The organism is Campylobacter jejuni, from assembly GCF_001457695.1.
Lineage (GTDB): Bacteria > Campylobacterota > Campylobacteria > Campylobacterales > Campylobacteraceae > Campylobacter_D > Campylobacter_D jejuni.
This window is the reverse complement of record NZ_LN831025.1, coordinates 702,525-728,645: the sequence shown is the minus strand read 5'-3', so window position 1 is coordinate 728,645 and position 26,121 is coordinate 702,525. Positions and strand designations below refer to the sequence as shown.

The window sequence follows — 26,121 nt, the reverse complement described above, 5'->3', positions numbered from 1 at the left end:
TTTCCTAAAATTTTTCTTTAATTCTAGCAAAAAGCTTTTTAATTTATCTTTAAGAAAATAAGATGTTTTTTAATGTCTATTTTGTTTTAAACAATTTTTCTATATATTCTTTTTTTTCTTTCTCTAAACTAGAATTTAATTCTTTTTGTTCTTTTTTAACTTGTGCTTTTAAATCTTGATTTTTAAAATACACATAATCAATTCCAAAAATAACACCAATTATAATAAGCAATGGGATTAAAAATACCATCTTTACACTTTAAGAAAATTGATTAAATACACTACCATAGTAGCGAACATTCTCAGCATTTTCATTTTTTTCTATCGTTTCTATTGCACCGCTATTGATTGCTTTTTGGATATCATCATTTAAATCTTGATAAGAAAAAACCATATTAATACTGATAATATTTGGCAATTTCTCAAGCATTTTATAAGAGTTTAACTCATCTTCTAAATTTTCACTTTCAATCACAACTATAATCTTTTCATTTTCACAAAGTTCTACAGAACAAAAAGGAATTTCAGATATAGCCTTTTTTAAATCATTTATATATTCTTCTTTTGCTAAAATCAAAACACTAGAAAGATTATTCATCAATACTCCTAAACATTATACTATCACCAAAGCCTGAAACGATAAAATCTTTATTGTTTAAAAAAATAATAAACTCACTCATCAAATTTTCATTATTAAAAGTTTTAACAGGCTTAAAATCACTTGTGCTAAAAACTTCACTAACTCCAGCTTCATTATCGCTATAAACAGCGAATTCTCCACTAGGACTTAAAGCACAAGTATATATCAAAAAATCTTTTTGCAAAAAATTTTGCTCTTCATTTTTTACAACTCCTATACGCCTATCCGTTCCACAACTTAAAATAACATTATTTTTAAAATCTACTTGATAGATATTATCTTTATGCATTTTATCATAGTTTTTTAACATCTTCCAATTTTTCAAATCAAAAAGTTCTACTTCTCCACTCTCAAAACCTGCAACTAGTCTACTCTTATCTTCATTTAAAACTGCATCATTAAGACTAGAATGGGAAAAATTAAATTTTTTTATATTTTTTAAGCTTTTATCAATCAATTCTATTTCAGAACCAATAGAAATCAAAAGATAAGTGTTTTCATTGATAAAAAATGCTTTTATTATGCTATTTTCTTCGAGCTTTTTGATTTGTAAATTTTCCTTATAAAAACTTAAATTTTTAGCACCAAAATCACCCTCGCTAAGTATTAAAAGTGTATGTTTAAAAACATCAATGTTATAAATCTTAGCAAAATCATCACCATAATAATTTTTAATCTTTGGCAAAGATAAAAGTTCTTTTAAACTTTTATCTTTAATGTTATATTGTAAAATTTCACCTTTATCAGTGCCTATATATAAGTTTTGCTTATCAAGCTTTAAAGCTGTTATATTAGCATTTAATTTCAGCTCATAAGCATAAGACAAAACACAAAAAAGACTCAAAATAAAAAGAAATTTTTTCATTTATTTACTTTACACCCTCATTAATCACATCAATTAAATTTGAACGACTTTTTAATTGTTCATTTTTAAATTCAGGTTTAAAGCTATTTCCCACTAAAGGTTTTGCATCGCTTTGTGGAACATGACACTGAGTACAATTAAAACGACTATCGCTAATCACATCTCCTGTGGTTTTATTGTGTCTAAAATCATAATAATGACTAGCAGGAAGTGGAGTTGCACCAGCATCTGCTGCTATAGCCTTATCATGGCAGCTTAAGCACATATTGTTATCTTTAGTTATAGGTAACAAATCTTCAATAGCATGCGGAATTAATGGTGGTGCATTTTCATAAGAACGCTCAAAACGAGTAGATTCCCCAGGTTGTAAAGTTGTGAAATTTGCTTCCACTAAATTTACTTTATTTTCATTTTCTAAACTTGCTTTTCTAAGTCCAATTTGTTCCGAACTTACCCCACTATTCATTGCACAAGCGGCAAAAAATACCACTGCAGCACTTCCTAATAAAACCAATTTCTTCTTCATCATTTATTCCTTAAATCAAAAATATTAAAATTCAAAGCATCATCATTACAAACTTCTATACATCTTGCACACCTTATACACTCTCCTGATTTCACGCTAGTACTTTCTTTTCCAACCATCCACAAAACCTGTTTTTCAGGACAAATACGGATACATTCATAACATTTAGTGCATTTATCACTATCATGCTTTATTTTAAGCAAAGCAAAACGAGAAATAAAAGCATAAAAAGCTCCTAGTGGACAAAAATGTGAACAAATTGCCCTAGGACTTAAAAAAGTATCGATACAAAAAAGTATAAAGGCTACAAAAATCCAAGAACTTGTAGCAAAAATAATCCCTCTATGTATCATTCCTATATAAGAAAAACTTTCAAACACAGGCAATGAAAATACAAAAGAAAGGACTAAAACCAAGACCAATACAAAATAGCGTAAATTTTTAGGCAAAATTAAAAATTTATTATTAAGGGTTAATTTATTTCGCACAAAAGCAGCAAAATCTGTGATTAAATTAACAGGACAAACCCAAGAGCAAAAAACCCTTCCTAAAAGCAAACCATAGATGAAAAATATAATCAAAGCTCCTATTAAAGCCATTAAATCTATACTCCAGCTTGCTAAAATGATTTGCAAAACCGCAAAAGGATCGCTTAAAGGTATGGTATTAAAAAGTCTAGAAGAACTTAAATTTCCCTGCAAGATAAAATCTGTAGCTTTAAAACTAAAAAGCGCTAAAATTCCAAGCTGAACGATGCGTCTAGCAATTAAATACTTCATCACAGTTCTCCATCATTTAAATAATTGGTTGCTTTTTTAGCATCAAAATGTTTTGAAGTATCTGCATTTTTTATACGACCTTCATCTTTTTCATCCCAGCCTTTTACATAATGAGATCCTGCTTTTCCCAATACATACTCCCTTGGCAAAACACGAATGGCCGGTTTTTCAGTAATACAAGCCAGTTCACAAAGCCCACAACCTACACACACTTCATGATCCACACTAGGTAGTAAAAAAGCATGTTTGGCGGTGCGTTCATTGCGTTTAAGCTCAAGTTTTAAAGCCCTATCTATCAAAGGACAAGCTCTATAACAAGCATCACATTGAATTCCCCAGTGTGCCACACAAGAAGCACTATCAACAATAGCAATACCCATTTTCAAAGATTCTATACCCTGCTCTAAATGCTTTTTATCTAAAGCATCAGTTGGACATTCTCTAATGCAAGGAATATCCTTACAAAGATAGCAAGGAATTTCTCTTGCCTTAAAAAAAGGCGTGCCATTTTTTGGACTATCTAACAAGCTAGCAAGCTTTAAAGTATCATAAGGACAGGCTTTTACACAAAGCCCACAACGAATACATTTGCTTAAAAATCTAGCTTCATCTTCAGCCCCAGGAGGACGCAAAGCATAATTATCATCGGCTTTTAAAGCCAAATTAGCCAAAAATCCACCTCCTGTACATAAACATGCAGCCTTAAAGGCACTAACGAAAAATTCTCTTCTACCTTTCATTTAATCAAAACCCTAAATTAAGCCTTATAAATTTTTACAGCACATTTTTTAAAGTCAGTTTGTTTTGAAAGCGGACAAGTCGCATCCAAAGTAACTTTATTGATATATACATTCTCATCAAACCACGGCACATACACAAGTCCTACAGGCGGTTTGTTTCTTCCACGCATATCTACTCTTGCTTTTACTTTACCACGACGAGATTCCACCCAAACCAAATCACCTTGATTTAAGCCTAATTTCTCTCCATCTTTCTCACTCATATAGCAAAGTGCTTCAGGCACAGCACGGTAAAGCTCAGGCACACGCATAGTCATAGTTCCACTATGCCAATGCTCTAAAACCCTTCCTGTTGCAAGCCAGAACGGATACTCTTTACTTGGTCTTTCAGGTGCTTTCATAAATGGCCTAAAGAAAATTTTAGCCTTATTTTTAATACTGTGCTCTTTTTCATCTTTAGGAGCTATTAAATCCCCATTTGTAAGCATTTTGTTAAAATCACCATAAAAAGCAAAATCTGAATTTGGAGCCGCTTTTTTAGCATAATAATCAAATTTAGTATTAAATCTCCACTGTGTTTCCTTGCCATTAACCACAGGCCATCTTAAACCCCTTACTTTATGATAGGTATCAAAATCCGCTAAATCATGTCCGTGTCCTAAGCCAAATTTACGATATTCTTCCCAAAGATATTTTTGAACGAAAAAGCCATAGCCTGTAAATTCTTTTCCATCACTGCCTTGAATTTTTCTCTCATCACCTTTAACATCGGTATTATCAAAGCCTTTTGCGATGGCATCGTTTGGATTAAAGCTTTTTGCTTCTTTATTGGCAAATAGTACATCAAAAAGTGTATCATCTTCGCTATAACCCATAGCTTTTGCCTCTTCTAAAACACTTGGCAAGGTAAGCTTATTATCCACTTTTTGCTCTTTCCAAACTTCTTTAAGCTTAAAGCGTTTTGCAAATTCTAAAATTTGCCAAGTATCACTCATGGCAGCACCTACAGGTAAGACTTGTTGTTTCCAATGTTGAGTTCTTCTTTCAGCATTACCATAAGCACCCCATTTTTCATAAATCATAGCGCTTGGTAAAATAAGATCAGCTACTTTTGCTGAAATTCCAGGATAACAATCACTTACAACAATAAAATTATCCATTTCTCTTGCTGCTGCAATCCAGTGATTTGCATTTGCAGTGTTTTGCCATGGATTATTCACTTGCACCCATGCAAATTTAATTTTTCCATCTTCTAAATCTCTCATGATATTAAGATAAGGAGAACCTGGTTTTGGGTTGATAGTCTTTGCAGGAACTTTCCAAATTTTTTCAGAAATTTCTCTGTGTTTTGGATTGGCTACAACCATATCTGCAGGCAAACGATGTGAGAAAGTTCCTACTTCCCTAGCTGTTCCACAGGCACTTGGCTGTCCTGTTAAAGAAAAGGCTCCACTACCTGGTTTAGCTTGCTTTCCTAGCAAAAAATGTACCATATAAGCTTGTTCATTTACCCAAGAACCTCTTGTGTGTTGATTAAAGCCCATAGTCCAAAAACTTACGACTTTGCGATTTTTCTCTATGTAAAGATTAGCTAATTCTTGAAGTTTTTTCTTAAAATCTTCCAAAGACTCATTATCATCACCTTTGGCTACTCTTGCAGTGTATTCTAAAGTATAAGGGGCTAAACCTTTTTTAAATTCGTCAAAAGAAATTTCCCAGTTTTTATCAGCCACACCTTGATGTTTCATTTCAAATTTATCACCCGCTTTAACGCCAAGATAAGATAAAGAAGCAGCCTCTTCATCGTCTAAAGTGATTACATTTTCTTTTTCAACCGTATCTTTTTCACTTTCTTTAAATTTTGGATGATTTGGATTATTTCTCATACCATAACCAATATCAGCATAACCAGTTGCAAATACGCAGTGATCTTTGATAAATTTCATATCCATAGCCTCTGGATGATTATAAACAATCTCTCTTGCTATGTAGTTCCAAATAGCCAAATCTGTATTTGGTTTAAAAATAATTTCAATATCAGCAATATTTGAAGTACGGTTAGAAAAAGTGCTTAGATTCACAACTTTAACCTTATCAAGATTGCTTAGTTTTCTATCACTTACTCTTGACCAAAGGATTGGGTGCATTTCAGCCATATTAGCTCCCCAAGTGATAATAGTATCTGTAAGCTCTATATCATCATAACAGCCTGATGGCTCATCTACACCAAAAGTTTGCATAAAACCAACCACTGCAGAGGCCATACAATGTCTTGCATTTGGATCGATATTATTTGTTCTAAAACCCGCTTTTGCAAGCTTTAAAGCAGCATAACCTTCTTGGATAGTGTATTGCCCACTACCAAAAATCCCTATACCTGTAACGCCGAGTTCATTGTAGGCTTTTTTAAATTGTTTTTCCATTTCATCAAAGGCTCTTTGCCAAGAAACTTGTTGAAATTTGCCTTTTTTATCAAATTCGCCTTTTTCATTCATGCGAAGCAAAGGCATAACAAGACGATCTTCACCATACATGATCTTAGCATTAAAATAACCTTTAATACAATTAAGTCCGCGATTTACGGGTGCTGCAGGATCACCTTTTGTTGCTACGATTTTGCCATCTTTTCTAGCTATCATAATTCCACAGCCAGTTCCACAAAATCTACAAACAGCTTTATCCCATTTCCAATCTTCTTCTTGCGCACCAAGCATAGAGCTTGGAACACTAAGCCCTGCAACACTAGCAGCACTTGCAATAGCGGTATTTTTAATAAAATCCCTTCTATTCATCCTTATTCCTCCAAAATAAAAAAATCATCTTATTATAAAAAATGAAGTATAAAAATCTCTTGAAATTTTAATAAAAATAATAATTTTAAAGCTCTATTTTATAGGAGTTTTATTGTCCTTTTTATATTATTCTTACACAAAATAAATATTAAAAATAATCAACTTAACAATTAAAATATAATCAACTTAAAATAATAAAAAAATGAAGATATAAAAATTAAGCCCTAAGAATGGGCTTAATCAAAATTAATGGCAACCACAACCACCGCAGCAGCTAGAACCACCAAAAAATGCATCAAGTTTTGCAATATCTGGCATTTCTGTGATTTCATTTACAAGTTCTTTATATGCCACTTTACCCTCTTTAATCACAAATACGGCACGAGCTAAAAGCCCTTCTAAAGCACCTTCATTTATCAAAACACCATATTTTTCACCAAATTCTTTTGCCACAAAATCACTTGCAACACTTAAATTTTCAATACCTTCCGTACTGCAAAATCTTCCCATAGCAAAAGGTAAGTCCATACTTACTACAACCACTTCAGCACCATTGTAACTGGCTACTTTTTTATTAAATTCTCTAGCCTCTGTAGCACAAACTGGTGTATCTAAGCTTGGAACACTTAAAATGATTTGAGTTTTACCCGCTGCACCGATTTCAATCACGCTTAAATCTTTAGCTTTAAGATTTACCTTAGGAGCATCTGCTCCAACTTCTACTGAATTTCCTTTAAGTTTTACAGGATTTCCTTTAAAATTTACTGTACTCATTTAATTTCCTTTTTTGATATTTTAAACATTATTGCAATTAATGTTTTAGGAGTGATTATATCCTATAAATATTAATTATTTTTTAATTTCACTCAAAATTATTTTACTTCTTTCCAAGTATATTTTTTCCACACTTTTTGAGCTTCCTTACTCTTAATAAAATCTACAAATTCTAAAGCTTTTTTATTTTCTAAACCTTTTTTTGTAGGAGCAATTTCAGCTGCACGATAAATCACTGCATTTTTATCTTTGATAAATAAAGCTTTATCATCGCCTAAAGCCTTTGCCCAATGAGACCAAATGATTAAAGCATCAATAATTGGATTGTTATTCCACTCATCTACAGCAGCTTTGGAATTTTTAGCATAAATTTTTATATTTTTACGTAATTTTACCAAATTTTCTCTTTTTGCACTTTTTAAAGCCATATCTTCATAAAGTCCAACTTGTCCTGCGCCATCAACCACCATAACATTTATGTCATCTTTTAAAATGTCTTCAAAATTTTTAATATTTTTTGGATTATTTGGACGCACGATAATACCTGATGGACGCACATTTAAAACGCTTAAATTTTCCAAACTTAAACTTGGAATTTTTTTAGCAAAATCATCCATCATTGAAGTATTGCCTGAAAAAATCAAATCTGCATTTTCTTTTGCTTTGTCTATCCAAGCTGGAGTTGGACCTGCGGTTACAATCACCTTTTCTTTTGTTTTTTCTTCAAATTTTAAAGCAAGCTCTTTTAGCACAGGAGCGGGACCACCTGGACCATAAACTAAAATTTCAGCATTTAAAAAACTTGCTGCTGCTAAACTTAAAATTAATATTTTTTTCATAAAATAAACCTTTCTTTATAATAATATAAAGGAAATTTTATCAATCTATAGTTAACTCTCCCTTGCAAAGCCCTGCTTCTATAAGAAAACGAGAAGGGGCGAAAGAAGTTTTTTTATTTTTATCATATTTAGCATAGCTTAAATAAAGTATATTTTTTGCCCTAGTTACTGCAACATAAAAAAGCCTTCTTTCTTCTTCTAAGCTTCCACCCATTCCCATAAGCTTTTGATTAGGAAAGCGACCTTGCGCAAGATCAATCACAAAAACAAGATCAAATTCCAAGCCCTTACTTGCATGTACGCTAAGCAAATTAACTCCTTTGCCACTACTCATTTCACTTGCACCTAAAGTTAGAAAATTATAATACTTATAAATATCGCTATAATTTTTTGTAAGCTCTTTTAAGACATTGAATTTTGTTTCTATTTTTTCTAAATTTTCACTCTTTCTTAATAAATCCACTTGTCCTGCTTTATTTGTTGCTCTTTTGGTTGCAAGTTCTTCACAAATTTCTCTATAAAAAGAATTTTCACAAATTAAATTTACCAAAGTCAAAGAATGTTTTATTTCCATAGCTTTTTTTAAAAAAAGATAAATTTTTTCTAAATTTCTAGCACATAAATCATTGATTTTTGAAAGTTTTAAAATAGGATGTGCATCAAATTCACTCTCAAATTTAAAACGAGTTTCGCTGGCTAATTCTTCTAAATCCGCAAAAAGCCCAAGTTGATAATTTCTTTTTTGATGATTTTGCAAATTTACATTTTTATCAGGATTTAAAAAACCTTTTATTAAATTTCCATGCCCTAATTTTAAAAGTGCGTCAAAAATTTCTTTTGCTAAAACCCCACCCACACCTTTGGTGTATTGAACCAAATGAATAAAAGCCATAATATCCTTAGGATTTACCACAAGAGCAAGCATAGAGCTAAAAGCTTTAACTTCTAAACTTTCAAAAAAACTTCCACTTCCCTTTCTCACACTTGCAATGCCCTGCTCCCTTAAAGCTACTTCAACCCCATCAGCACTTGAGTTGTTGCGAAAAATCACGGCAATTTCTTCCAAACTTACTCCGCTTGTAAGTATCATTTTGGCTATATTTTGATACTGATCAAATAATTCTTCAAAAGTAAGCAAAGATGGGGCTTTAAACTCATCATTTCTTGTAACAATAAGTTCTTTTGGATATAATCTTTCGTTATTTAAAATCACTTTATTAGCCAAAGCTAAAATACTTCTTGATGAACGGTAGTTTTTATTTAAAGAAAAAATTTTTGCATCTTTAAAACGATCTTTAAACCCACCTATGATATTAATATCCGCTCCATTAAAAGCATAAATACTTTGATCATAATCCCCTACGCAAAACAAACTTTTACTATGAAAAGCCTCTATTAAGGAACTTTGCAAAGTATTTGTGTCTTGATATTCATCTACTAAAATTTCATCAAATTCATATTTTTCTTCTTTTAAAAGATCTTTTAGATTGATAAGCAAGTCATTAAAATCTACATAATTAAAACGCTTTTTTTCATTATCATATTCTTTTAAAATATCTTCATAAATTTCAGCATAAATACTTTGATCTTCGTAGTTTTGGCAAAACCAAGTATAAAAATCTTGATTGTGCGCTTTGTTTTGAAACAAAGAATAAAGATCATATAAATAACTTGATTGATAAGGTTTTATATCACTTAAATGCCTAAAAGTTCTTTTTTCATAGACACTTTTAAGTAGAGTTTTTAACTCGCTTGCTTGCTTTAAGGCTATATTTTTATCCGCATTTCTAAGTAAGGTATAAGCCGTACTATGAAAAGTTCCTGCAAGTATTTTACTGGTAATATTTTTATCAAAAAATTTCCCTAAACGCCCTATCATTTCTTTACTGGCTTTATTTGTGAAAGTTAAAAGCATGATTTTTTGAGGTGCCACTCCCTTGCTTAAAAGATAAGAAATTCTTGCAACAATAGTAGAAGTTTTTCCCGTCCCTGCACTTGCAATAACAAGATTGTGTCCAAAATCAGCAGTAGCAGCAAGATATTGTTCATTATTTAATTTTGAAAGTGGCATTATTTTCCTTATAAAAGTTAAAATTATAAAAAAAAATTACTTAAAAATATAAAAATTTAAAATTACTTTATATTAGATTATAGTACAATGCTAAAATTATTTAACTTTCTGTTTTTAAGGGATAGCAAATGAATTTGAAAATTTTTTCTATTATTGTTGGCATATTAATTGCTGTTATTGTGATATTAGGTGGAACATATTATTATCTTTTTGAATATTCAAAACCAAAGAATTACACCTTAAATACCAACACTTACACCGAACAAAAATCATATACCAATAACTACGATAATTCCTATTCACCCTCGATCCAAACCAACAATAGTTCATCAGATATAAATATTAATAACAATACCATCCAAAAGCAAGAAACAAACCTATTAGATGAAAATCAAAGCTTAAATAACAATACATTTAATACATCAATAAGCGAAAACAATCAAAGCTTAAATAATAACACCAATACAAGTAATAATATTAATACAAATGAAAATAAGCAAATTTTAGATACGGATAAAGAAAAATTAAAACAAGAAAATAAACAAGCCAAAATAGAAGCTCTTAAAAAAGAAATCAGCAAACAACAAAAGATCTTAGAAAGAGAAAGAGCTGTAAAAAAAGAACTTCAATCAAACAAATCAAACAAAAATAAATATCTAAATACCGCTAGAGAGTATCTAAGCATAGGAAAAAACAGTCGTTTAGAACCTGAGCTTAGCACAGAAAATATGAAAGTTTACATTTTAGATGGAAAATTTTTAAGCCAATACAGAATCAATCTGTTAAAAGATATGCTAAGCGTTATACAAGATAATGCAAAAGATTATTATCTAAGTATTTTTGTTAAAATGCTACCAAAAGGGGAAATGAAATTAACTATCTATAACAAAGAAATTATCTTTTCAGATATGAAAAAAGCTTATAAATATATTAGTTTAGATAGATTAAGCCCATATTTAAACAATCCAAAAGAATTAAATGAACATGTAGCACGTGAAGAAATTTTAGAAAGACTTAAACTTCAAATTAAAAAAGACGGCAAAGGAAGTGATTTTTCTAAACATATCAAAAGTTTGAAAACTGGACTTAATACAGCACAATATTTCTTCCCGTTTTGTGAAATTATAGAAATTAGCTCTATTAAATAAGCTAAAACAATAAAGGCAAATAATGTATGATAAAAATTTAGAAAAAGAGTATTATCAAATTTGCGAAGAACGCGGATATTTTGAAATCGATGGCAATAAAACCATACAAGAAAAAGATAAAAATTTCTGCATTATGATGCCTCCTCCTAATGTCACTGGAGTTTTACACATAGGACATGCTTTAACTTTTACTCTACAAGATATTATGACGCGTTATAAAAGAATGGATGGCTATAAGGTTCTTTATCAACCAGGGCTTGATCACGCAGGTATTGCCACTCAAAATGTTGTAGAAAAACAACTCCTTGCTCAAGGCATTAAAAAAGAAGAACTAGGTAGAGAGAAATTTATAGAAAAAGTCTGGGAGTGGAAAGAGCAAAGCGGTGGAAAAATTTTAGACCAAATGAGAACTCTAGGCATCACTCCTGCATGGAGTCGCTTGCGTTTTACTATGGATGAAGGTTTGGTTAATGCCGTAAAAAAAGCCTTTGTAGAACTTTATGATAAAAGACTTATTGTACGTGGAAACTACATGATAAATTGGTGTACTCATGATGGCGCTTTAAGTGATATAGAAGTTGAATACAAAGAAAACAAAGGAAAACTTTATCATATTAAATACTTTTTAAAAGATAGCGATGAATTTTTAGTAGTAGCCACAACGCGTCCTGAAACTTTTTTTGGCGATACTGCAGTTATGGTGCATCCTGATGATGAACGCTATGCTAAATTTGTGGACAAAGAAGTGATTTTGCCTATAAGCAAAAAAGCCATTAAAATCATAGCCGATAAACATGTAGAAAAAGAATTTGGAACAGGAGTTGTAAAAGTTACTCCCGCTCATGACATGAACGATTATGAAGTAGGACTTAGACATAATTTAGATTTTATAAGTGTTTTTGATGAAAAAGGAATTTTAAACGAACATTGTTTAGAGTTTCAAGGTTTAGAACGCTTAGAAGCAAGAGAAAAAATCGTAGCCAAACTTGAAAGTCTTGGTTTTATAGAAAAAATAGAAGAGTATAACAATCAAATAGGATATTGTTATCGTTGCAACAATATAGTTGAACCTTATATCTCCAAACAATGGTTTGTAAAAAAAGAAATCGCCCAAGAAAGTATAGAAAAAGTTGCGCTTGGAGAAAGTAAATTTTACCCAAATCACTGGATAAATAGCTTTAATGCTTGGATGAAAGATTTAAGAGATTGGTGTATTTCAAGACAACTTTGGTGGGGGCATCAAATTCCTGTGTATTATTGCGAATGCTCTCATGAATGGGCAAGCCAACATACGCCTAAAACTTGTCCAAAATGTCAAAGTCAAAATTTCAAACAAGATGAAGATGTACTTGATACTTGGTTTTCTTCAGGACTTTGGGCTATGAGTACTCTAGGCTGGGGGAATGAAAATTGGGGTAAAGATAAAATTTGGTCTGAAAAGGATTTAAAAGATTTTTATCCCAATTCTTTACTCATTACAGGTTTTGATATTTTATTTTTCTGGGTGGCTAGAATGATGTTTCAAAGCACTAATGCCTTACATCAACTTCCTTTTAAAGATATTTATTTACATGCTCTTGTGAAAGATGAGCAAGGTAGAAAAATGAGCAAAAGCCTTGGAAATGTCATCGATCCAAATGAAAGCATTAAAGAATATAGTGCTGATATTTTACGCTTTACTTTAGCACTTCTTGCTATACAAGGACGCGATATTAAACTTAGCAATGATAAACTTTTACAAGTTAGAAATTTTACAAATAAAATTTATAATGCTACAAATTATCTGCTTTTAAATGAAAGTAAATTTGAAGATTTGGAAAATATCACACTTCATTCAGAATTAGCAAAATATATTTATGTCAAATTTCAAACTTGTGTTAAGGATGTAAGAGAAAATTTAGACAATTATCGCTTTAATGATGCAGCTAATACTCTATATAAATTCTTTTGGGATGATTTTTGCGATTGGGGTATAGAGCTTAGCAAAGCCGAAAAATCAAGCGTTAAAGAACTTGGTAGTATTTTCAAAGAAGCTTTAAAACTTTTAAATCCTTTCATGCCTTTTATCAGCGAGTATTTATACCACAAACTAAGCGATACAGAACTTAAAACAAGCCCTTCTATTATGATAAGCAAATATCCAAAATTTAAAGAACAAGATAAAAATATAGAAAAAATCTTTTCTTTGCTCATAGAAAGCATAGTTGGTATCCGCCGTGCTAAAAGTTTAATCGATCTTGGAAATTCTAAAATAGAAAAAGCTTATATCAAATTTAACGATAAAAAAATCAAAGATGAAATCAAAGCTTATATGAATTTTATCATGATGCTCGCAAAGTGCGAGCAAATAGAATTTAGTGAAGAAAAATTACCAAAGGCAATATGTGATGTTAGCGAGAATTTAGAAATTTTTATTACGCTTGAAAATGTTGATTTAAGTGGTATTTTAACAAGACTTGAAAATCAAAAAAATAAGCTTGAAAAAGAAAGTTTCAAGCTTAACTCCATGCTTTCAAATGAAAAATTCATCGCTAACGCACCTAAAGAGGTGGTTGAGCAAAATAAAGAAGCTCTAGAAAATTTAAAAATTCAACTTGAAAAAATATCAGTTGAACTTCAAAATCTAAGAGGTTAAAAATTTGATAAAAATAAAAAATTTAAAAAAATATTATGGCAAGGAACTCGTGATAAACGATGTTTCTTTGGAGATTAAAAAGGGTGAAATTTACGCCATAGTAGGTCATAGTGGAGCTGGAAAATCCACTCTTTTAAGATGTATTAATGGACTTGAGAATTATCAAGAAGGAAGTTTAAAAGTCTTTGATCAAGAAATTAAAGATTTAAGTCAAAAAAAATCAAAAGAGTTAAGAATGCTTAGAAAAGATATAGGGATGATTTTTCAAAATTTTGCCCTAATGGAGCGCAAAAATGTATTTGAAAATGTTGCTATGCCTTTAAGAACACACTATACTCAGTGTAAATTTCATGCCAAGCTTTTTAATAAAGAATACATGAGCGAAAAAGAAATTGCCCAAAAAGTCAATTCCTTACTTGAAATCGTAGGGCTTGATCATAAAAACAAATCCTACCCAAGAGAACTGAGCGGAGGGCAAAAACAACGCGTTGCTATTGCTAGAGCCTTAGCTTTAAACCCAAAAATTTTACTTAGTGACGAAGCTACTTCGGCTCTTGATCCAAACACTACAAAAAATATTTTAGAGCTTATATCTAAAATCAATGCTGAATTTGGGATTACTGTTGTTTTAGTAACTCACGAAATGGATGTGGTAAAAGACATAGCTCAAAAAGCTTTATTACTTGAACATGGACAAATCATAGGAAGTGGAGCAATTGATGAGCTTTTTTTAAGGCCTAATGCCAAAATGAAAGAATTTTTAGGAGAAAGCGACTTCTTGCCTGAGCACGGACTTAATATCAAACTTTACTTTCCAAAAGAAGTTGCCCAAAATAGCGTCATCACTCATATGGCAAGAACTCTAAATATAGACTTTAACATAGTTTGGGGTAAAATAGAAAAACTGAATGGAAAAGCCTTGGGAAATTTAGTTATAAATATAAATGAAAAGGATAAAGACAAGGTTCTTGATTACATAGAAAAAAGTGGAGTATTATGGGAGGTGGCATCATGAATGAAGAAAACATCTCTATCATCAGTGCTTTTTTTAGTAGAATTTCTCAATTTTTTAATGAATTTTCTTGGCAGGATATTAAAGAAGTGAGTTTAAGTTCTATTACAAGTTTCAGTGAAAATTATGAAAACATTTTAAAACCTGCACTTAATGAAACAATTTATATGAGTTTAATGGCTGTACTATTTGGATTTTTATTGGCTATCATTCCTGGAATTTTACTTGCTATTTGGGATAAAAATGGAATTAAAGAAAATAAAATCGCTTATAGTATTTTAGATTTTATTACCAATATATTACGCGCCTTTCCATTTTTAATTCTTATAGTTGTTCTTTTACCACTTTCTAAAATCATAGTAGGCACAAGCATAGGTACAAATGCTGCCATAGTTCCTTTAGCTATCGGAATAGCTCCTTATTTGGCAAAGATGCTTGAAAGCGCTTTTAAAGAAATAGACAAAGGAATCATAGAAGCAGCAAAAAGTTATGGTGCTAGCAATATTCAAATTATCTTCAAGGTTATCTTTAGTGAGGCCCTTCCTGCTATAATTAGCGGAATTACCCTAACTTTGATCTTTACCATTGGTTTTTCTGCTCTTGCTGGAACTGTCGGTGGTGGAGGTTTGGGAGATGTCGCTATTCGCTATGGTTATGAAAGATTTAACAAAGAAGTTATGATTCAAACTGTAGTTATTTTACTTATATTAGTTCAGTTAGTTCAAATTCTAGGTAATTTATTTTATACTTGGGCTAAAAATAGTAAAACTACATATATCATTGCCACTCTATTGATTTTACTTGGAGTTAGTATAGTTATCAATATAAAAAATGATGAAAATTTCTTTTGGCAAGCAATTGTTTTTATCCTATTTTTAGGAAGTTTACTTTATAAAGGTTTCAAAAAATAAGGAGATTATATCTCTTTTTAAGATAAATATAAGTTTTTTTAAGTAAAATTTAAACAAAAAATTAAAGGAATTAAAATGATGTATCAGATGCGTTAATCTGACTATCAACAAGTTTTTATATGCTTCTTCCTGATAGTCAGAGTGAATTTATTAAGATTAAAGCAAGCACAAAATGACTAAAAAGGAAAAAAATGAAAATCAAATCTTTATTTATAGCAAGTATTTTAACATTAAGTCTTAATGCAAATGCATTAGAAACCATCACAGTTGCAGCAACTCCCGTCCCTCATGCTGAAATCCTAGAACAAGTAAAACCTGATTTAGAAAAACAAGGTTATAAACTTGAAATCAAAGAATTTACAGATTATGTTTTACCTAATCTAGCTGTTGATAACGGAGAAGCCGATGCAAATTTTTTCCAACATACTCCTTATTTAGAAGAATTTAATAAAAACAAAGGCACCAAACTTATCAAAGTAGCTGCCATACACATAGAACCTATGGCTGTTTACTCCAAAAAATACAAAAGTCTAGATGATATTAAAGAAGGGGTTAAAATCGCCATTCCAAATGATCCAACCAATGAAAGTAGAGCTTTAGATATTATTGCAAAAAAAGGTTTGGTAAAATTTAAAGATAAGGCTTTAAAAACACCTCTTGATATTATAGACAATCCTAAAAAAATTAAATTTGTAGAATTAAAGCCCGCACAACTTCCAAGAGCTTTAAATGATGTTGATTTTGCTGTAATTAATTCCAACTACGCTCTCTCTGCAAATCTAAATCCTGCAAAAGATAGCGTATTTATCGAAGATAAAGAAAGCCCGTATGCAAACATTCTTGTTGTAAGAGTGGGACATGAAAACGATCCAAAAATCAAAGCCTTAATCCAAGCTCTACAAAGTGATAAAATCAAACAATTTATCATAGAAAAATACAACGGATCTGTTTTACCTGCTTTTTAATTTTGTCCCTTACCTAGGGACTTTTTTCTTAAATACAAAGGAGTTTTTATGAATTTATTTAAAATTATTATACTCGCTTGCATTCTAAATTTATCTAGTCTATTTGCACAAAACATTACTATAGGAGCCACTCCAAATCCTTTTGGCAGCTTACTAGAACTAATGAAAGATGATTTTAAAAACAAAGGGTATGAGCTTAAAATAGTAGAATTTTCAGACTATATTTTGCCCAATCGTGCATTAGAGGAAAAAGAGCTTGATGCAAATTTATATCAACACAAACCTTTTTTAGAAGAATACAACCTAAAGAAAGGTTCAAATTTAATTGCAACAACGCCCGTACTTATAGCTCCAGTAGGAGTTTATAGTAAAAAAATCAAAAATTTAGAAAATCTTAAAGAAGGTGCTAGAGTTGCTATACCTAATGATGCCACCAATGAAAGTAGAGCTTTAGAGCTTTTAGAGAAAGCAAAATTAATAGAGCTTAACAAAAATACTCTAAAAACCCCATTGGACATAAACAAAAATCCAAAAAAACTTAAATTTATAGAGCTTAAAGCCGCACAACTTCCAAGAGCTTTAGATGATGTTGATATTGCTATAATTAATTCTAATTTCGCACTTGGAGCCGGTCTGAATCCAAGTAAAGATACTATTTTTAGGGAAGATAAAAATAGCCCTTATGTAAATTATGTTGTGGTACGCTCAGAAGATAAAAATAGCGAAAAGACCAAAGTAATTGATGAAATTTTAAGAAGCGATAAATTTAAAGCCATCATTAATGAACATTATAAAGATATATTAATCCCAGCTTTTTAGGAGTATAGCATGAATATTAAAAAAATATTTTTAAGTGTTTTATTTACAATTAGCCTTAGTTTTGGAGCAGATAAAACCATAATCATAGGTGCAACACCAACGCCTTATGCTGAAATTTTAAATTTCTCCAAACCCTTATTTCAAGAAAAAGGTTGGAGGTTAATAATTAAGGAATTTAATGACTATAATATACCTAATATCGCTTTAAATGAAAAAGATTTAGATGCAAATTTATATCAGCATAAACCTTTTTTAGATGATTTTAATACCCACAAAGGAACAAATTTAAGTTCTTTAGGTGCTATTGTTTTAGTTCCTATGGCTATATATTCTAACTCCATAAAAGATATAAAAGACATTCCCAATGGTGCTAAAATCGCTATACCTAATGATGCTACCAATGAAAGCAGAGCCCTTGATTTGCTAGCTAAAGCAAATTTAATAGAGTTTAAAAGTCAAAACACCCTTAAAACCCCTATTGACATAAGTAAAAATCCAAAAAATCTTAAATTTATAGAGCTTAAAGCCGCACAACTTCCAAGAGCCCTAAATGATACTGATTTGGCTGTTATTACCACAAACTATGCTCTTGGAGCAGGTTTAAACCCTTTAAAAGATGGTATTTTTATAGAAGATAAAGACAGTTTATATGCTATTGTTTTAGCTACAAGAAAAGGTGAAGAAACAAGTCAAAAAAGTCTTGTTATTAAAGAAATTTTAACAAGCGATAAAATTAAAAATTTCATCATAGAAAAATACAAAGGCTCTGTTATTCCTACTTTTTAACTCTATACAAAGCCTTCTAAAGGCTTTGTTAAACTTATAAAAGCTAAAATACTATTTATTGCATTATAATTCTTAGGATAAAAATGAAAATTATTTTTTTAACTTTTTTTATTGTGATAAATTATATCCAAGCAGCTAGTTTAGAAGAAATCAAAACAGCACTAGCTAAAGAATTTAGAAATAATTTTCCTAAAATTATAATTTCTCAAATTGATTTAAAAATAACATCACTGCCTAAAGATTTTGATCAATATGAATTTCTAAGAATCGCTAATGGGCGTTTTAATCAAGCACAAGGCTTTTTAAAGGCTGAATTTAAAACTCCGCAAAACATACAAAAAAATGTATTTTTTAGATATTTCATTCAAGCAAATTTAGAAGTTTTAAAAAGCAAACGCGCTATAAAAAGAGGAGATAAACTTGGAGCTTTTGACTATAAAAGCGTATTGATTGATTTTGATAAAGTTCCTTTAAATGCCTTAACCTTAGATGATGTGGATAATCTTGTAGCTAAAAGCAATATTAACAAAAACGCCATTTTAAGAGCAAATATGTTTAAAACCACAGCTTTAATACGCCGAAATGATCCTATAATCGGGGTTTTAAGCGAAGCAAATGTTGATGTTTTAATCGAACTTGTGGCTTTGCAAAGTGCAAATATGGGCGAAAGGATTCGTGCAAAAAACAAAGAAGGTAAAGTTATGCAAGGCATCGTAGTGGGTAAAAATAGGATGATTATACAATGAAGGTTTTATTAGGAATTTCTGGTTCAAGCAGTGTCAATTTAGGTTTAAAATTATTAAAAAATTTAGAAAATCAATGCGAACTTTATTGTATTTTAACCCAAGGTGCAAAACTTAGCTTCAAAGCTGAAAATCAAGCAAATTTAGAAGAAATGTGTCAAGAAAATTTTAAATATACTCATTTTTTAGATGATAAAAATTTAAGTCTAAGTGTAGCAAGTGGATCTTTTGGAATAGAAAAAACTATTATTGCTCCTTGTTCGATTTCAAGTTTAGCAAAAATTCACGCTGGTTTTGCAGACACTCTTTTAATGCGTGCTGCAGCAGTAGCCTTAAAAGAAAGAAAAAAACTCATCTTAGGTGTACGCGAAATGCCTTTTTCTACTTTAAATTTAGAACACATGCTAAAACTTAGCCAAATGGGAGTTATTATCGCACCTCCTATTATCGCAAGCTATTCTAAAGCAAACAATCTAGAGCAAATGGAAAATTTTATCGTAGGCAAATGGTTAGATCTTTTAGAAATAAAACACAATTTATATGAAAAATGGCAAAATTTTTAGTTTAAATTTGTTATATTTTTAAAAAAAATTGGAGCAAAAATGACTTGTTTATATCCTGGGACTTTTGATCCTATTACCAACGGGCATTTAGATGTTATAAAACGGGCTTTAAAAATTTTTGATGAAGTCATCGTTGCCATAGCAAAAAGTGAACATAAAAAACCTTACTATGATTTAGAAAAACGCAAAGAACTTACTTTACTTGCTACGCAAAATTTAAAAAATGTTAAAATCATTGCTTTTGATAATTTGCTTGTAGATTTAGCTAAAGAATTAAAAGTTAATACTATAATCCGTGGACTTAGAGCAGTGAGTGATTTTGAATACGAATTGCAAATTGGCTATGCAAATCACGCACTTTGGGAAGATATGGAAACCATTTATCTTATGCCAAGTCTAAAACATGCTTTTATTTCAAGTTCTATTGTGCGTTCTATAGTAGCACATGGGGGTGATGTAAGTTCTCTTGTTCCAAAAGAAATTCTACCTTTTTTAAAGGATCAATCTTGTATGTAGTTTTTGAAGGTATTGACTGTGTAGGAAAAAGTACGCAAATTTCACTTTTAAAAGAAATTTACAAAGATGCCATTTTCACACTCGAACCTGGCGGAACAGAACTTGGAAAACATTTAAGAGAAATTTTACTTAATAAAACTCATCCTATTAACAAAAGAGCTGAACTCTTGCTTTTTTTAGCTGATCGTGCTCAACATTTTGAAGAAATCTTAAAAACCAATCAAAACAAACTCATTATTAGCGATAGAAGTTTTATTTCAGGCATGGCTTATGCCAAAGATTTTGAAAACGATTTGCTTTTTGCTTTAAATAGTTTTGCTTTAGAAAATTTTTTTCCACAAAAAATTATCTTTTTAAAAGGAGATGCAAACCTTATCCAAGAACGCCTCAGTCAAAAAGAACTAGATAGTATAGAAAAACGTGGCATTGAGTATTTTTTAAGTGTACAGGACAAACTCGAAAAAGTGCTTCATTTTTTAAAAGAAAAAATTTCTGTAGAAATTTTAACACTTGACGCAAAAGAAAGTAAAGAAAAATTACACCAACAAATAAAGGAATTTTTACAATGATTAACGCTTTAAAAGGAATGAAAGATTTATTAGATAAAGATGCATATTATTATGAAAAAGTGATTAAAACCTGTGAAGAAGTAGCTAAAAACTATGGCTTTACTTTTATCAACACACCGCATTTAGAACTTTGCACCCTTTTTAAAAGAAGCGTAGGAGAAAGTTCTGATATAGTAGGTAAAGAAATGTATGAATTTATCGATAAAGGCGAAAATCATGTTTGCATACGTCCTGAAGGAACTGCTGGGGTGGTGCGTGCCTATATAGAAAAAAAACTCGATAAAAACACTAGTGTGAAAAGATGGTTTTATCATGGCTCTATGTTCCGCTATGAAAGACCCCAAAAGGGACGCTTAAGAGAATTTCATCAATTTGGCGTTGAAAGTTTTGGAAACGCAAGCGTTTATGAAGATGCAAGTATTATTTTAATGTTAGTAGAAATTTTTTCACGCTTGGATATTAAATTTAAATTACTGATTAACTCTTTAGGCTGTTTAAAATGTATGCCAAAATATCGTGAAAATTTAATACATTTTTTAGATAGCAAAAAAGGTTTTTGCGAGGATTGTTTGCGTAGAAAAAACTTAAATCCCATTCGTGTTTTAGACTGTAAAAATGAGCATTGCCAAAGCTTACTTAACGATGCTCCACTTTTAAATCAAAATTTATGCTCATCTTGTCAAAAAGATTTTGAAATTTTACAAAGCGTTTTAAAAGAAAATGGAGTGGATTTTGAAGTAGATTCTAAACTTGTTAGAGGGCTTGATTACTACTCTAAAACGGCTTTTGAATTCATTAGCGATGAAATTGGTGCAAAAGCTGCTATTGCTGGGGGCGGAAGATATGATAGACTTATTGAATACCTTGATGGAAAAAGTGGTTTTGGTGTAGGTTTTGCCATGGGTATAGAAAGAATTATAGCCATTTTAGAACAAAAAGAAGAAAAAGTCCAAAGAGAAGGAATTTATCTTTGTGCTATGGATGAAATTTATATCCAAAAACTTTTGCATATCGCTACAAATTTAAGAAAAGAACATAAAGTGCTTTTAAGCTATGAAGCAAGAAAACTAGCTAAACATCTCGAAAACGCGGATAAAAATAATGCTGAAATTTTTCTTTGTATGGGAGAAAATGAAGCACAAAATGAAAGTTTGTTTTATAAAAATTTAGCAAAAAAAGAAGAAAAAATGATTAAAATTTCAGACTTAAAGAAGGTTTTATGATGGATTATGGTATTGATATTTGGGGAAATGAAAATTTTATTATCAAAAATGGTAAAGTTTGTATTAACCATGAGAAAAAACCTGCTATTATTGATATAGTTAAAGAATTAAGAGATGATGGATATAAGGGTCCTTTACTTTTAAGATTTCCTCATCTTATCCAAAAACAAATTGAAAATATTTACGGAAATTTCAACAAGGCAAGAAAAGAATTTGGCTATAAAGGAGGATTTAACGCTGTTTATCCTTTAAAGGTAAATCAATACCCTGGTTTTGTAAAAAATCTTGTAAAGCTTGGAAAAGACTATAACTACGGACTTGAAGCAGGTTCTAAAGCAGAGCTTTTACTCGCTATGGCTTATAATAACGAAGGTGCACCTATTACCGTAAATGGCTTTAAAGATAGAGAACTTATCAATATAGGCTTTATCGCAGCTGAAATGGGACATAATATCACTTTAACCATAGAAGGACTTAATGAACTTGAAGCTATCATAGACATAGCCAAAGAACGCTTTAAACCTAAACCAAATATAGGCTTACGCGTGCGTTTGCATTCTGCTGGAGTTGGAATTTGGGCAAAAAGTGGTGGGATTAATTCTAAATTTGGACTTACATCCACTGAACTTATAGAAGCGGTAAATTTACTCAAAGAAAACAAACTTTTAGAACAATTTACCATGATTCACTTTCATCTAGGCTCACAAATTACCGAAATTCATCCCTTGAAAAAAGCCTTAAATGAAGCAGGAAATATTTACACAGAACTTAGAAAAATGGGAGCTAAAAATCTAAAAGCTATCAATCTTGGTGGTGGTTTAGCTGTGGAATACTCACAATTTAAAAATGAAAAAAGTAGAAATTACACCCTAAGAGAATACGCTAACGATGTAGTTTTTATCCTAAAAAACATAGCCGAACAAAAAAAAGATTTAGAGCCTGATATTTTCATAGAAAGTGGGCGTTTTGTAGCAGCCAATCACGCTGTTTTAATCGCTCCTGTATTAGAACTTTTTTCTCAAGAATACGCAGAAAACAAACTCATACTTAAAAAACAAAATCCAAAACTTATCGATGAGCTTTACGATCTTTATAAAAGCATAAAACCTTCCAATGCTTTAGAATACTTGCACGATAGCATAGATCATTTAGAGAGTATTTTAACTCTTTTTGATTTGGGCTATGTCGATTTGCAAGATCGTTCCAATGCTGAAATTTTAACTCATTTGATTACGAAAAAAGCCATCTTGCTTTTAGGCGATAAACAAAATCCTGCGGATTTACTTGCCATACAAGATGAAGTGCAAGAAAGGTATTTGGTAAATTTTTCACTCTTTCAAAGCATACCCGATTTTTGGGGCTTAGAACAGAATTTCCCCATCATGCCACTTGATCGCTTAGATGAAGAACCGACTCGAAGTGCAAGTATTTGGGATATAACCTGCGATAGCGATGGAGAAATTTCATACTCTAAAGATAAACCTTTATTTTTACACGATGTAGATGTAGAAAAAGAAAATTATTTTCTAGGATTTTTCCTTGTAGGCGCCTATCAAGAAGTACTTGGAATGAAACACAATCTTTTTACTCATCCTACTGAAGCTATTATAAGCATCAATGAAAAAGGCTATGAAGTTGAGGGGATTATAGAAGCACAATCCATACTTGATGCCTTAGAAGATTTAGACTATGATATACACGCTATCATGGATATACTTAATGAACGCATAAGTAATTCTAAGCTTGTAAATGACAAGCAAAAAAAGCATATTTTAGGGGAACTTTATCTTTTCTTAAATGATAATGGTTATTTAAAAAGCATAGGAGTTTAGATGAATTTTTGGGGTATTATAAAAGAAGATTTTTCTCAGCCAAAGGCACAAGATCCAGCTTTTAATTCTTGTATAGAACTTTTTTTTAATTACCCTGGAATGTGGGCTATAGTAAATTACCGCTTTGCACACTTTTTTTACATAAGAAATTTTAAACGCATTGCCAGAATAATTAGCGGAATTTCACAATTTCTAACTGGGGTAGATTTACACCCTGGAGCAGAACTTGGAAGGCGTGTTTTTATAGATCATGCCAATGGAGTGGTTATAGGCCAAACAGCGATTATAGAAGATGATGTTTTAATTTATCAAGGCGTTACTTTAGGTGGAACAAGTCTTGAAAAAGGTACTAAACGCCATCCAACCATAAAAAAAGGAGTGATCATAGGTTCAGGCGCAAAAGTACTTGGCAATATCACCATAGGAGAAAATGCCAAAATAGGCTCAAATGCTGTAGTGGTTAAGGATGTAGGTGCAAATTTAACTGCTGTTGGAATTCCTGCTTATATTATCAAAGAGCGTAAAAATAAAAACATTAGAGCTATAGATGCAAATTGCGATGACAAACTAGAAAAGCTAGAAAAGAAAATTTTAGAACTTGAAAATCTTATATTAAAACAACATGAATCACAAAAATAATAATTTTTTATAATACATAAAATTATATGTATTATTATGCGTATTAATTTTTCCTAAAAAATTAATACAAATTTTCACATTTATTAAAATTTATAACTCATTTTTAAATTAAATTTATTGTAAAAATGCAATTTTCTGCTAAAATTAAACAAAAACTATTAAGGATTGAAAAATGCTTACAAAAAGATCTCAAGTTTTAGAAGAATCTATCACTTTAGCTATCACTGCACTTGCCAATGAACTTAAAGCTAAAGGCGAAGATATCATTAGTTTTTCAGCGGGTGAACCTGATTTTGACACACCACAAACCATCAAAAATGCCGCTATAAGTGCTATTGAAAAAGGATGTGGAAAATACACTGCTGTTGCGGGAATTCCTGAAGTATTAAAAGCTATTCAAACCAAATTTAAAAAAGATAATAATCTTGATTATGAAACAAATGAAATCATCAGCAATGTAGGTGCAAAACACTCTCTTTTTGAATGTATAGAATGCTTAGTAGAAAAAGATGATGAAGTCATTATCCCTAGTCCTTACTGGGTAAGCTATCCTGAAATGGTAAAATTTGCAGGTGGAAAACCTGTATTTATAGAAGGCTTAGAAGAAAATGGCTTTAAAATTACCGCTGAACAATTAAAAAAAGCTATCACAGCTAAAACCAAGGTTTTAATGTTAAATTCTCCTTCAAATCCTGTGGGATCGATTTATTCTAAAGAAGAATTAACTCAAATTGCTAAAGTTTTAGAAGGAACGCAAATCACTGTTTTAAGTGATGAAATGTATGAAAAACTTCGCTATGATGGTTTTGATTTTGTAGCTTTTGCAAGTGTAAGCGAAGATGCTTTAAAACGCACTGTGACCATTAACGGACTTAGCAAATGTGGAGCTATGCCAGGATGGCGTTTTGGCTATATGGCAAGCAAAAATAAAGCCCTAATTTCAGCTGTTAAAAGACTTCAAGGACAAAGCACTTCAAATATTTGCTCCATTACTCAACATGCGGCCATTCCTGCTTTAAATGGAGAATGTGATAAAGATATAGAAAAAATGCGTCAAGCCTTTGAAAAACGCCGTAACTTAGCCTTAGATATGCTTAAACAAATCCCAAATATCAGTGTTTATAAACCAGAAGGTGCTTTTTATCTTTTTGTAAATATACAAAAAATAGAAAAAGATTCTATGAAATTTTGCCAAAAATTGCTTGAACAAGAAAAAGTTGCCGTTGTTCCAGGTATAGGTTTTGGAATGGATGGATATTTTAGGCTTTCTTATGCCACAAGCGATGAGCTTATCAAAAAAGGTTTAGAAAGAATAGCAAATTTCATTGCTTCTTATTAAGCCCTAAAGCCTTAAAATTACTTTAAGGCTTTTTAAGCACAGCATTTACTCTTTGAATACTATCTGATTTATTTAAACTCAATCTTATTATAGAATTTTCTAATCCACCTAAAGAATGCGCTACATTTGCCTCTAGGCTTATCATATCTAAAGCATTTAATTCAAATTTTTCCTTTTCCACTTCAAACCAAATTTTACCGCTTAAAACTTGAACATGTATAGCAAAAGGAGCTTTATGCTCTTTCATCACACTATCTTTAGCTAATAAAATTTGAATTTCTTTACCTTTTTCATTGTCAATTAAAACATTGATTTTCACTTCTTTTGGGCTAAATTCCGCCCTATTCCATTGAATGATTTTCACAAAATCTCCTTTTTTTAGTTTTATAAAACTA

The 26,121-nt window shown here is 30.9% G+C and carries 26 protein-coding genes; 15 read left to right on the top strand and 11 right to left on the bottom strand.

Annotated elements, in window-relative coordinates; translation table 11 throughout:
- Positions 1-76 precede the first annotated feature (76 nt).
- The 10 genes from tatA2 to AT682_RS03710 all read right to left on the bottom strand — a co-directional run bounded on the left by tatA2 (position 77) and on the right by AT682_RS03710 (position 10,026).
- Positions 77-250 (bottom strand): Sec-independent protein translocase subunit TatA2, encoded by a 174-nt coding sequence (tatA2, locus tag AT682_RS03755; RefSeq protein ID WP_002859817.1) that lies wholly within the window; start codon positions 248-250, stop codon positions 77-79.
- A gap of 9 nt (positions 251-259) precedes the next feature.
- Entirely contained in the window at positions 260-598 is a 339-nt protein-coding gene (gene napD / locus AT682_RS03750) for a chaperone NapD (protein WP_002852435.1), read from the bottom strand.
- Complete coding sequence (gene napL / locus AT682_RS03745; protein WP_002859815.1) at positions 591-1,505, bottom strand: WD40 repeat domain-containing protein; 915 nt, start codon at positions 1,503-1,505, stop codon at positions 591-593. Before napL ends, napD begins: the two co-directional genes overlap by 8 nt.
- A 4-nt stretch (positions 1,506-1,509) precedes the next feature.
- Positions 1,510-2,034, bottom strand: coding sequence for a nitrate reductase cytochrome c-type subunit (gene napB, locus AT682_RS03740; RefSeq protein WP_072227270.1), 525 nt, complete (start codon positions 2,032-2,034; stop codon positions 1,510-1,512).
- Entirely contained in the window at positions 2,031-2,813 is a 783-nt protein-coding gene (napH, locus tag AT682_RS03735; RefSeq protein WP_010891886.1) for a quinol dehydrogenase ferredoxin subunit NapH, read from the bottom strand. The genes napB and napH overlap by 4 nt, the downstream gene beginning before the upstream one ends.
- Positions 2,810-3,550 (bottom strand): ferredoxin-type protein NapG, encoded by a 741-nt coding sequence (gene napG / locus AT682_RS03730; protein WP_002866909.1) that lies wholly within the window; start codon positions 3,548-3,550, stop codon positions 2,810-2,812. The genes napH and napG overlap by 4 nt, the downstream gene beginning before the upstream one ends.
- A 17-nt stretch (positions 3,551-3,567) precedes the next feature.
- Complete coding sequence (gene napA / locus AT682_RS03725; protein ID WP_002883116.1) at positions 3,568-6,342, bottom strand: periplasmic nitrate reductase subunit alpha; 2,775 nt, start codon at positions 6,340-6,342, stop codon at positions 3,568-3,570.
- Positions 6,343-6,588: 246 nt separating this feature from the next.
- A complete protein-coding gene (gene tpx / locus AT682_RS03720; RefSeq protein ID WP_002883115.1) occupies positions 6,589-7,116 on the bottom strand; it encodes a thiol peroxidase in 528 nt (175 codons plus the stop codon).
- A gap of 98 nt (positions 7,117-7,214) precedes the next feature.
- Positions 7,215-7,955, bottom strand: a complete 741-nt coding sequence (gene peb2, locus AT682_RS03715) for an AcfC family adhesin PEB2 (RefSeq protein WP_002883114.1) — start codon at positions 7,953-7,955, stop codon at positions 7,215-7,217.
- Positions 7,956-7,995: 40 nt separating this feature from the next.
- Positions 7,996-10,026, bottom strand: a complete 2,031-nt coding sequence (locus tag AT682_RS03710) for an ATP-dependent helicase (protein ID WP_002883112.1) — start codon at positions 10,024-10,026, stop codon at positions 7,996-7,998.
- Positions 10,027-10,154: 128 nt separating this feature from the next.
- Here AT682_RS03710 and AT682_RS03705 point away from each other — a divergent pair, with 128 nt between their 5' ends.
- The 15 genes from AT682_RS03705 to aspB all read left to right on the top strand — a co-directional run bounded on the left by AT682_RS03705 (position 10,155) and on the right by aspB (position 25,726).
- On the top strand, positions 10,155-11,174 hold the full coding sequence (locus AT682_RS03705) for a hypothetical protein (protein WP_002867971.1): 1,020 nt from the start codon (positions 10,155-10,157) through the stop codon (positions 11,172-11,174).
- Positions 11,175-11,196: 22 nt separating this feature from the next.
- Positions 11,197-13,809, top strand: coding sequence for a valine--tRNA ligase (gene valS / locus AT682_RS03700; protein ID WP_002883110.1), 2,613 nt, complete (start codon positions 11,197-11,199; stop codon positions 13,807-13,809).
- Between the two features lie 4 nt (positions 13,810-13,813).
- Positions 13,814-14,824, top strand: coding sequence for a methionine ABC transporter ATP-binding protein (locus AT682_RS03695; RefSeq protein WP_002852619.1), 1,011 nt, complete (start codon positions 13,814-13,816; stop codon positions 14,822-14,824).
- On the top strand, positions 14,821-15,732 hold the full coding sequence (locus AT682_RS03690) for a methionine ABC transporter permease (RefSeq protein WP_002883109.1): 912 nt from the start codon (positions 14,821-14,823) through the stop codon (positions 15,730-15,732). Before AT682_RS03695 ends, AT682_RS03690 begins: the two co-directional genes overlap by 4 nt.
- A gap of 191 nt (positions 15,733-15,923) precedes the next feature.
- Complete coding sequence (locus tag AT682_RS03685; protein WP_002852410.1) at positions 15,924-16,697, top strand: MetQ/NlpA family ABC transporter substrate-binding protein; 774 nt, start codon at positions 15,924-15,926, stop codon at positions 16,695-16,697.
- 48 nt (positions 16,698-16,745) lie between these two features.
- On the top strand, positions 16,746-17,516 hold the full coding sequence (locus AT682_RS03680; RefSeq protein WP_002857015.1) for a MetQ/NlpA family ABC transporter substrate-binding protein: 771 nt from the start codon (positions 16,746-16,748) through the stop codon (positions 17,514-17,516).
- A gap of 9 nt (positions 17,517-17,525) precedes the next feature.
- Positions 17,526-18,302 carry a MetQ/NlpA family ABC transporter substrate-binding protein gene (locus AT682_RS03675; RefSeq protein WP_016818251.1) on the top strand — a complete coding sequence of 259 codons (777 nt, stop codon included), beginning with the start codon at positions 17,526-17,528 and terminating at the stop codon, positions 18,300-18,302.
- An 83-nt stretch (positions 18,303-18,385) separates the two neighbouring features.
- Positions 18,386-19,048: a flagellar basal body P-ring formation chaperone FlgA gene (gene flgA / locus AT682_RS03670; protein WP_002883826.1), complete on the top strand. Its 663-nt coding sequence runs from the start codon at positions 18,386-18,388 to the stop codon at positions 19,046-19,048.
- On the top strand, positions 19,045-19,608 hold the full coding sequence (locus tag AT682_RS03665) for a UbiX family flavin prenyltransferase (RefSeq protein WP_002883825.1): 564 nt from the start codon (positions 19,045-19,047) through the stop codon (positions 19,606-19,608). The genes flgA and AT682_RS03665 overlap by 4 nt, the downstream gene beginning before the upstream one ends.
- A gap of 39 nt (positions 19,609-19,647) precedes the next feature.
- Positions 19,648-20,124, top strand: coding sequence for a pantetheine-phosphate adenylyltransferase (gene coaD / locus AT682_RS03660; protein ID WP_002883824.1), 477 nt, complete (start codon positions 19,648-19,650; stop codon positions 20,122-20,124).
- Positions 20,115-20,693: a dTMP kinase gene (gene tmk / locus AT682_RS03655; RefSeq protein ID WP_002852526.1), complete on the top strand. Its 579-nt coding sequence runs from the start codon at positions 20,115-20,117 to the stop codon at positions 20,691-20,693. The genes coaD and tmk overlap by 10 nt, the downstream gene beginning before the upstream one ends.
- Positions 20,690-21,916 (top strand): histidine--tRNA ligase, encoded by a 1,227-nt coding sequence (hisS, locus tag AT682_RS03650; protein ID WP_002883823.1) that lies wholly within the window; start codon positions 20,690-20,692, stop codon positions 21,914-21,916. The genes tmk and hisS overlap by 4 nt, the downstream gene beginning before the upstream one ends.
- Positions 21,913-23,748: a biosynthetic arginine decarboxylase gene (gene speA, locus AT682_RS03645; protein ID WP_032595244.1), complete on the top strand. Its 1,836-nt coding sequence runs from the start codon at positions 21,913-21,915 to the stop codon at positions 23,746-23,748. The genes hisS and speA overlap by 4 nt, the downstream gene beginning before the upstream one ends.
- Entirely contained in the window at positions 23,749-24,387 is a 639-nt protein-coding gene (gene cysE, locus AT682_RS03640; protein ID WP_002883822.1) for a serine O-acetyltransferase, read from the top strand.
- A gap of 172 nt (positions 24,388-24,559) precedes the next feature.
- Positions 24,560-25,726, top strand: a complete 1,167-nt coding sequence (gene aspB / locus AT682_RS03635; RefSeq protein ID WP_002882535.1) for a pyridoxal phosphate-dependent aminotransferase — start codon at positions 24,560-24,562, stop codon at positions 25,724-25,726.
- Positions 25,727-25,748: 22 nt separating this feature from the next.
- Here aspB and AT682_RS03630 read toward each other — a convergent pair whose 3' ends face one another.
- Positions 25,749-26,090 carry a cupin domain-containing protein gene (locus tag AT682_RS03630; protein WP_002882534.1) on the bottom strand — a complete coding sequence of 114 codons (342 nt, stop codon included), beginning with the start codon at positions 26,088-26,090 and terminating at the stop codon, positions 25,749-25,751.
- Positions 26,091-26,121: the final 31 nt, after the last annotated feature.

What these genes read in the sequence shown, in the direction of transcription:
- tatA2 (WP_002859817.1), bottom strand. Translation starts at nt 250, where the DNA reads ATGGTATTTTTAATCCCATTGCTTATTATAATTGGTGTTATTTTTGGA.
- napD (WP_002852435.1), bottom strand. Translation starts at nt 598, where the DNA reads ATGAATAATCTTTCTAGTGTTTTGATTTTAGCAAAAGAAGAATATATA.
- napL (WP_002859815.1), bottom strand. Translation starts at nt 1,505, where the DNA reads ATGAAAAAATTTCTTTTTATTTTGAGTCTTTTTTGTGTTTTGTCTTAT.
- napB (WP_072227270.1), bottom strand. Translation starts at nt 2,034, where the DNA reads ATGATGAAGAAGAAATTGGTTTTATTAGGAAGTGCTGCAGTGGTATTT.
- napG (WP_002866909.1), bottom strand. Translation starts at nt 3,550, where the DNA reads ATGAAAGGTAGAAGAGAATTTTTCGTTAGTGCCTTTAAGGCTGCATGT.
- napA (WP_002883116.1), bottom strand. Translation starts at nt 6,342, where the DNA reads ATGAATAGAAGGGATTTTATTAAAAATACCGCTATTGCAAGTGCTGCT.
- tpx (WP_002883115.1), bottom strand. Translation starts at nt 7,116, where the DNA reads ATGAGTACAGTAAATTTTAAAGGAAATCCTGTAAAACTTAAAGGAAAT.
- peb2 (WP_002883114.1), bottom strand. Translation starts at nt 7,955, where the DNA reads ATGAAAAAAATATTAATTTTAAGTTTAGCAGCAGCAAGTTTTTTAAAT.
- AT682_RS03710 (WP_002883112.1), bottom strand. Translation starts at nt 10,026, where the DNA reads ATGCCACTTTCAAAATTAAATAATGAACAATATCTTGCTGCTACTGCT.
- AT682_RS03705 (WP_002867971.1), top strand. Translation starts at nt 10,155, where the DNA reads ATGAATTTGAAAATTTTTTCTATTATTGTTGGCATATTAATTGCTGTT.
- valS (WP_002883110.1), top strand. Translation starts at nt 11,197, where the DNA reads ATGTATGATAAAAATTTAGAAAAAGAGTATTATCAAATTTGCGAAGAA.
- AT682_RS03690 (WP_002883109.1), top strand. Translation starts at nt 14,821, where the DNA reads ATGAATGAAGAAAACATCTCTATCATCAGTGCTTTTTTTAGTAGAATT.
- AT682_RS03685 (WP_002852410.1), top strand. Translation starts at nt 15,924, where the DNA reads ATGAAAATCAAATCTTTATTTATAGCAAGTATTTTAACATTAAGTCTT.
- AT682_RS03680 (WP_002857015.1), top strand. Translation starts at nt 16,746, where the DNA reads ATGAATTTATTTAAAATTATTATACTCGCTTGCATTCTAAATTTATCT.
- AT682_RS03675 (WP_016818251.1), top strand. Translation starts at nt 17,526, where the DNA reads ATGAATATTAAAAAAATATTTTTAAGTGTTTTATTTACAATTAGCCTT.
- flgA (WP_002883826.1), top strand. Translation starts at nt 18,386, where the DNA reads ATGAAAATTATTTTTTTAACTTTTTTTATTGTGATAAATTATATCCAA.
- AT682_RS03665 (WP_002883825.1), top strand. Translation starts at nt 19,045, where the DNA reads ATGAAGGTTTTATTAGGAATTTCTGGTTCAAGCAGTGTCAATTTAGGT.
- coaD (WP_002883824.1), top strand. Translation starts at nt 19,648, where the DNA reads ATGACTTGTTTATATCCTGGGACTTTTGATCCTATTACCAACGGGCAT.
- hisS (WP_002883823.1), top strand. Translation starts at nt 20,690, where the DNA reads ATGATTAACGCTTTAAAAGGAATGAAAGATTTATTAGATAAAGATGCA.
- speA (WP_032595244.1), top strand. Translation starts at nt 21,913, where the DNA reads ATGATGGATTATGGTATTGATATTTGGGGAAATGAAAATTTTATTATC.
- cysE (WP_002883822.1), top strand. Translation starts at nt 23,749, where the DNA reads ATGAATTTTTGGGGTATTATAAAAGAAGATTTTTCTCAGCCAAAGGCA.
- aspB (WP_002882535.1), top strand. Translation starts at nt 24,560, where the DNA reads ATGCTTACAAAAAGATCTCAAGTTTTAGAAGAATCTATCACTTTAGCT.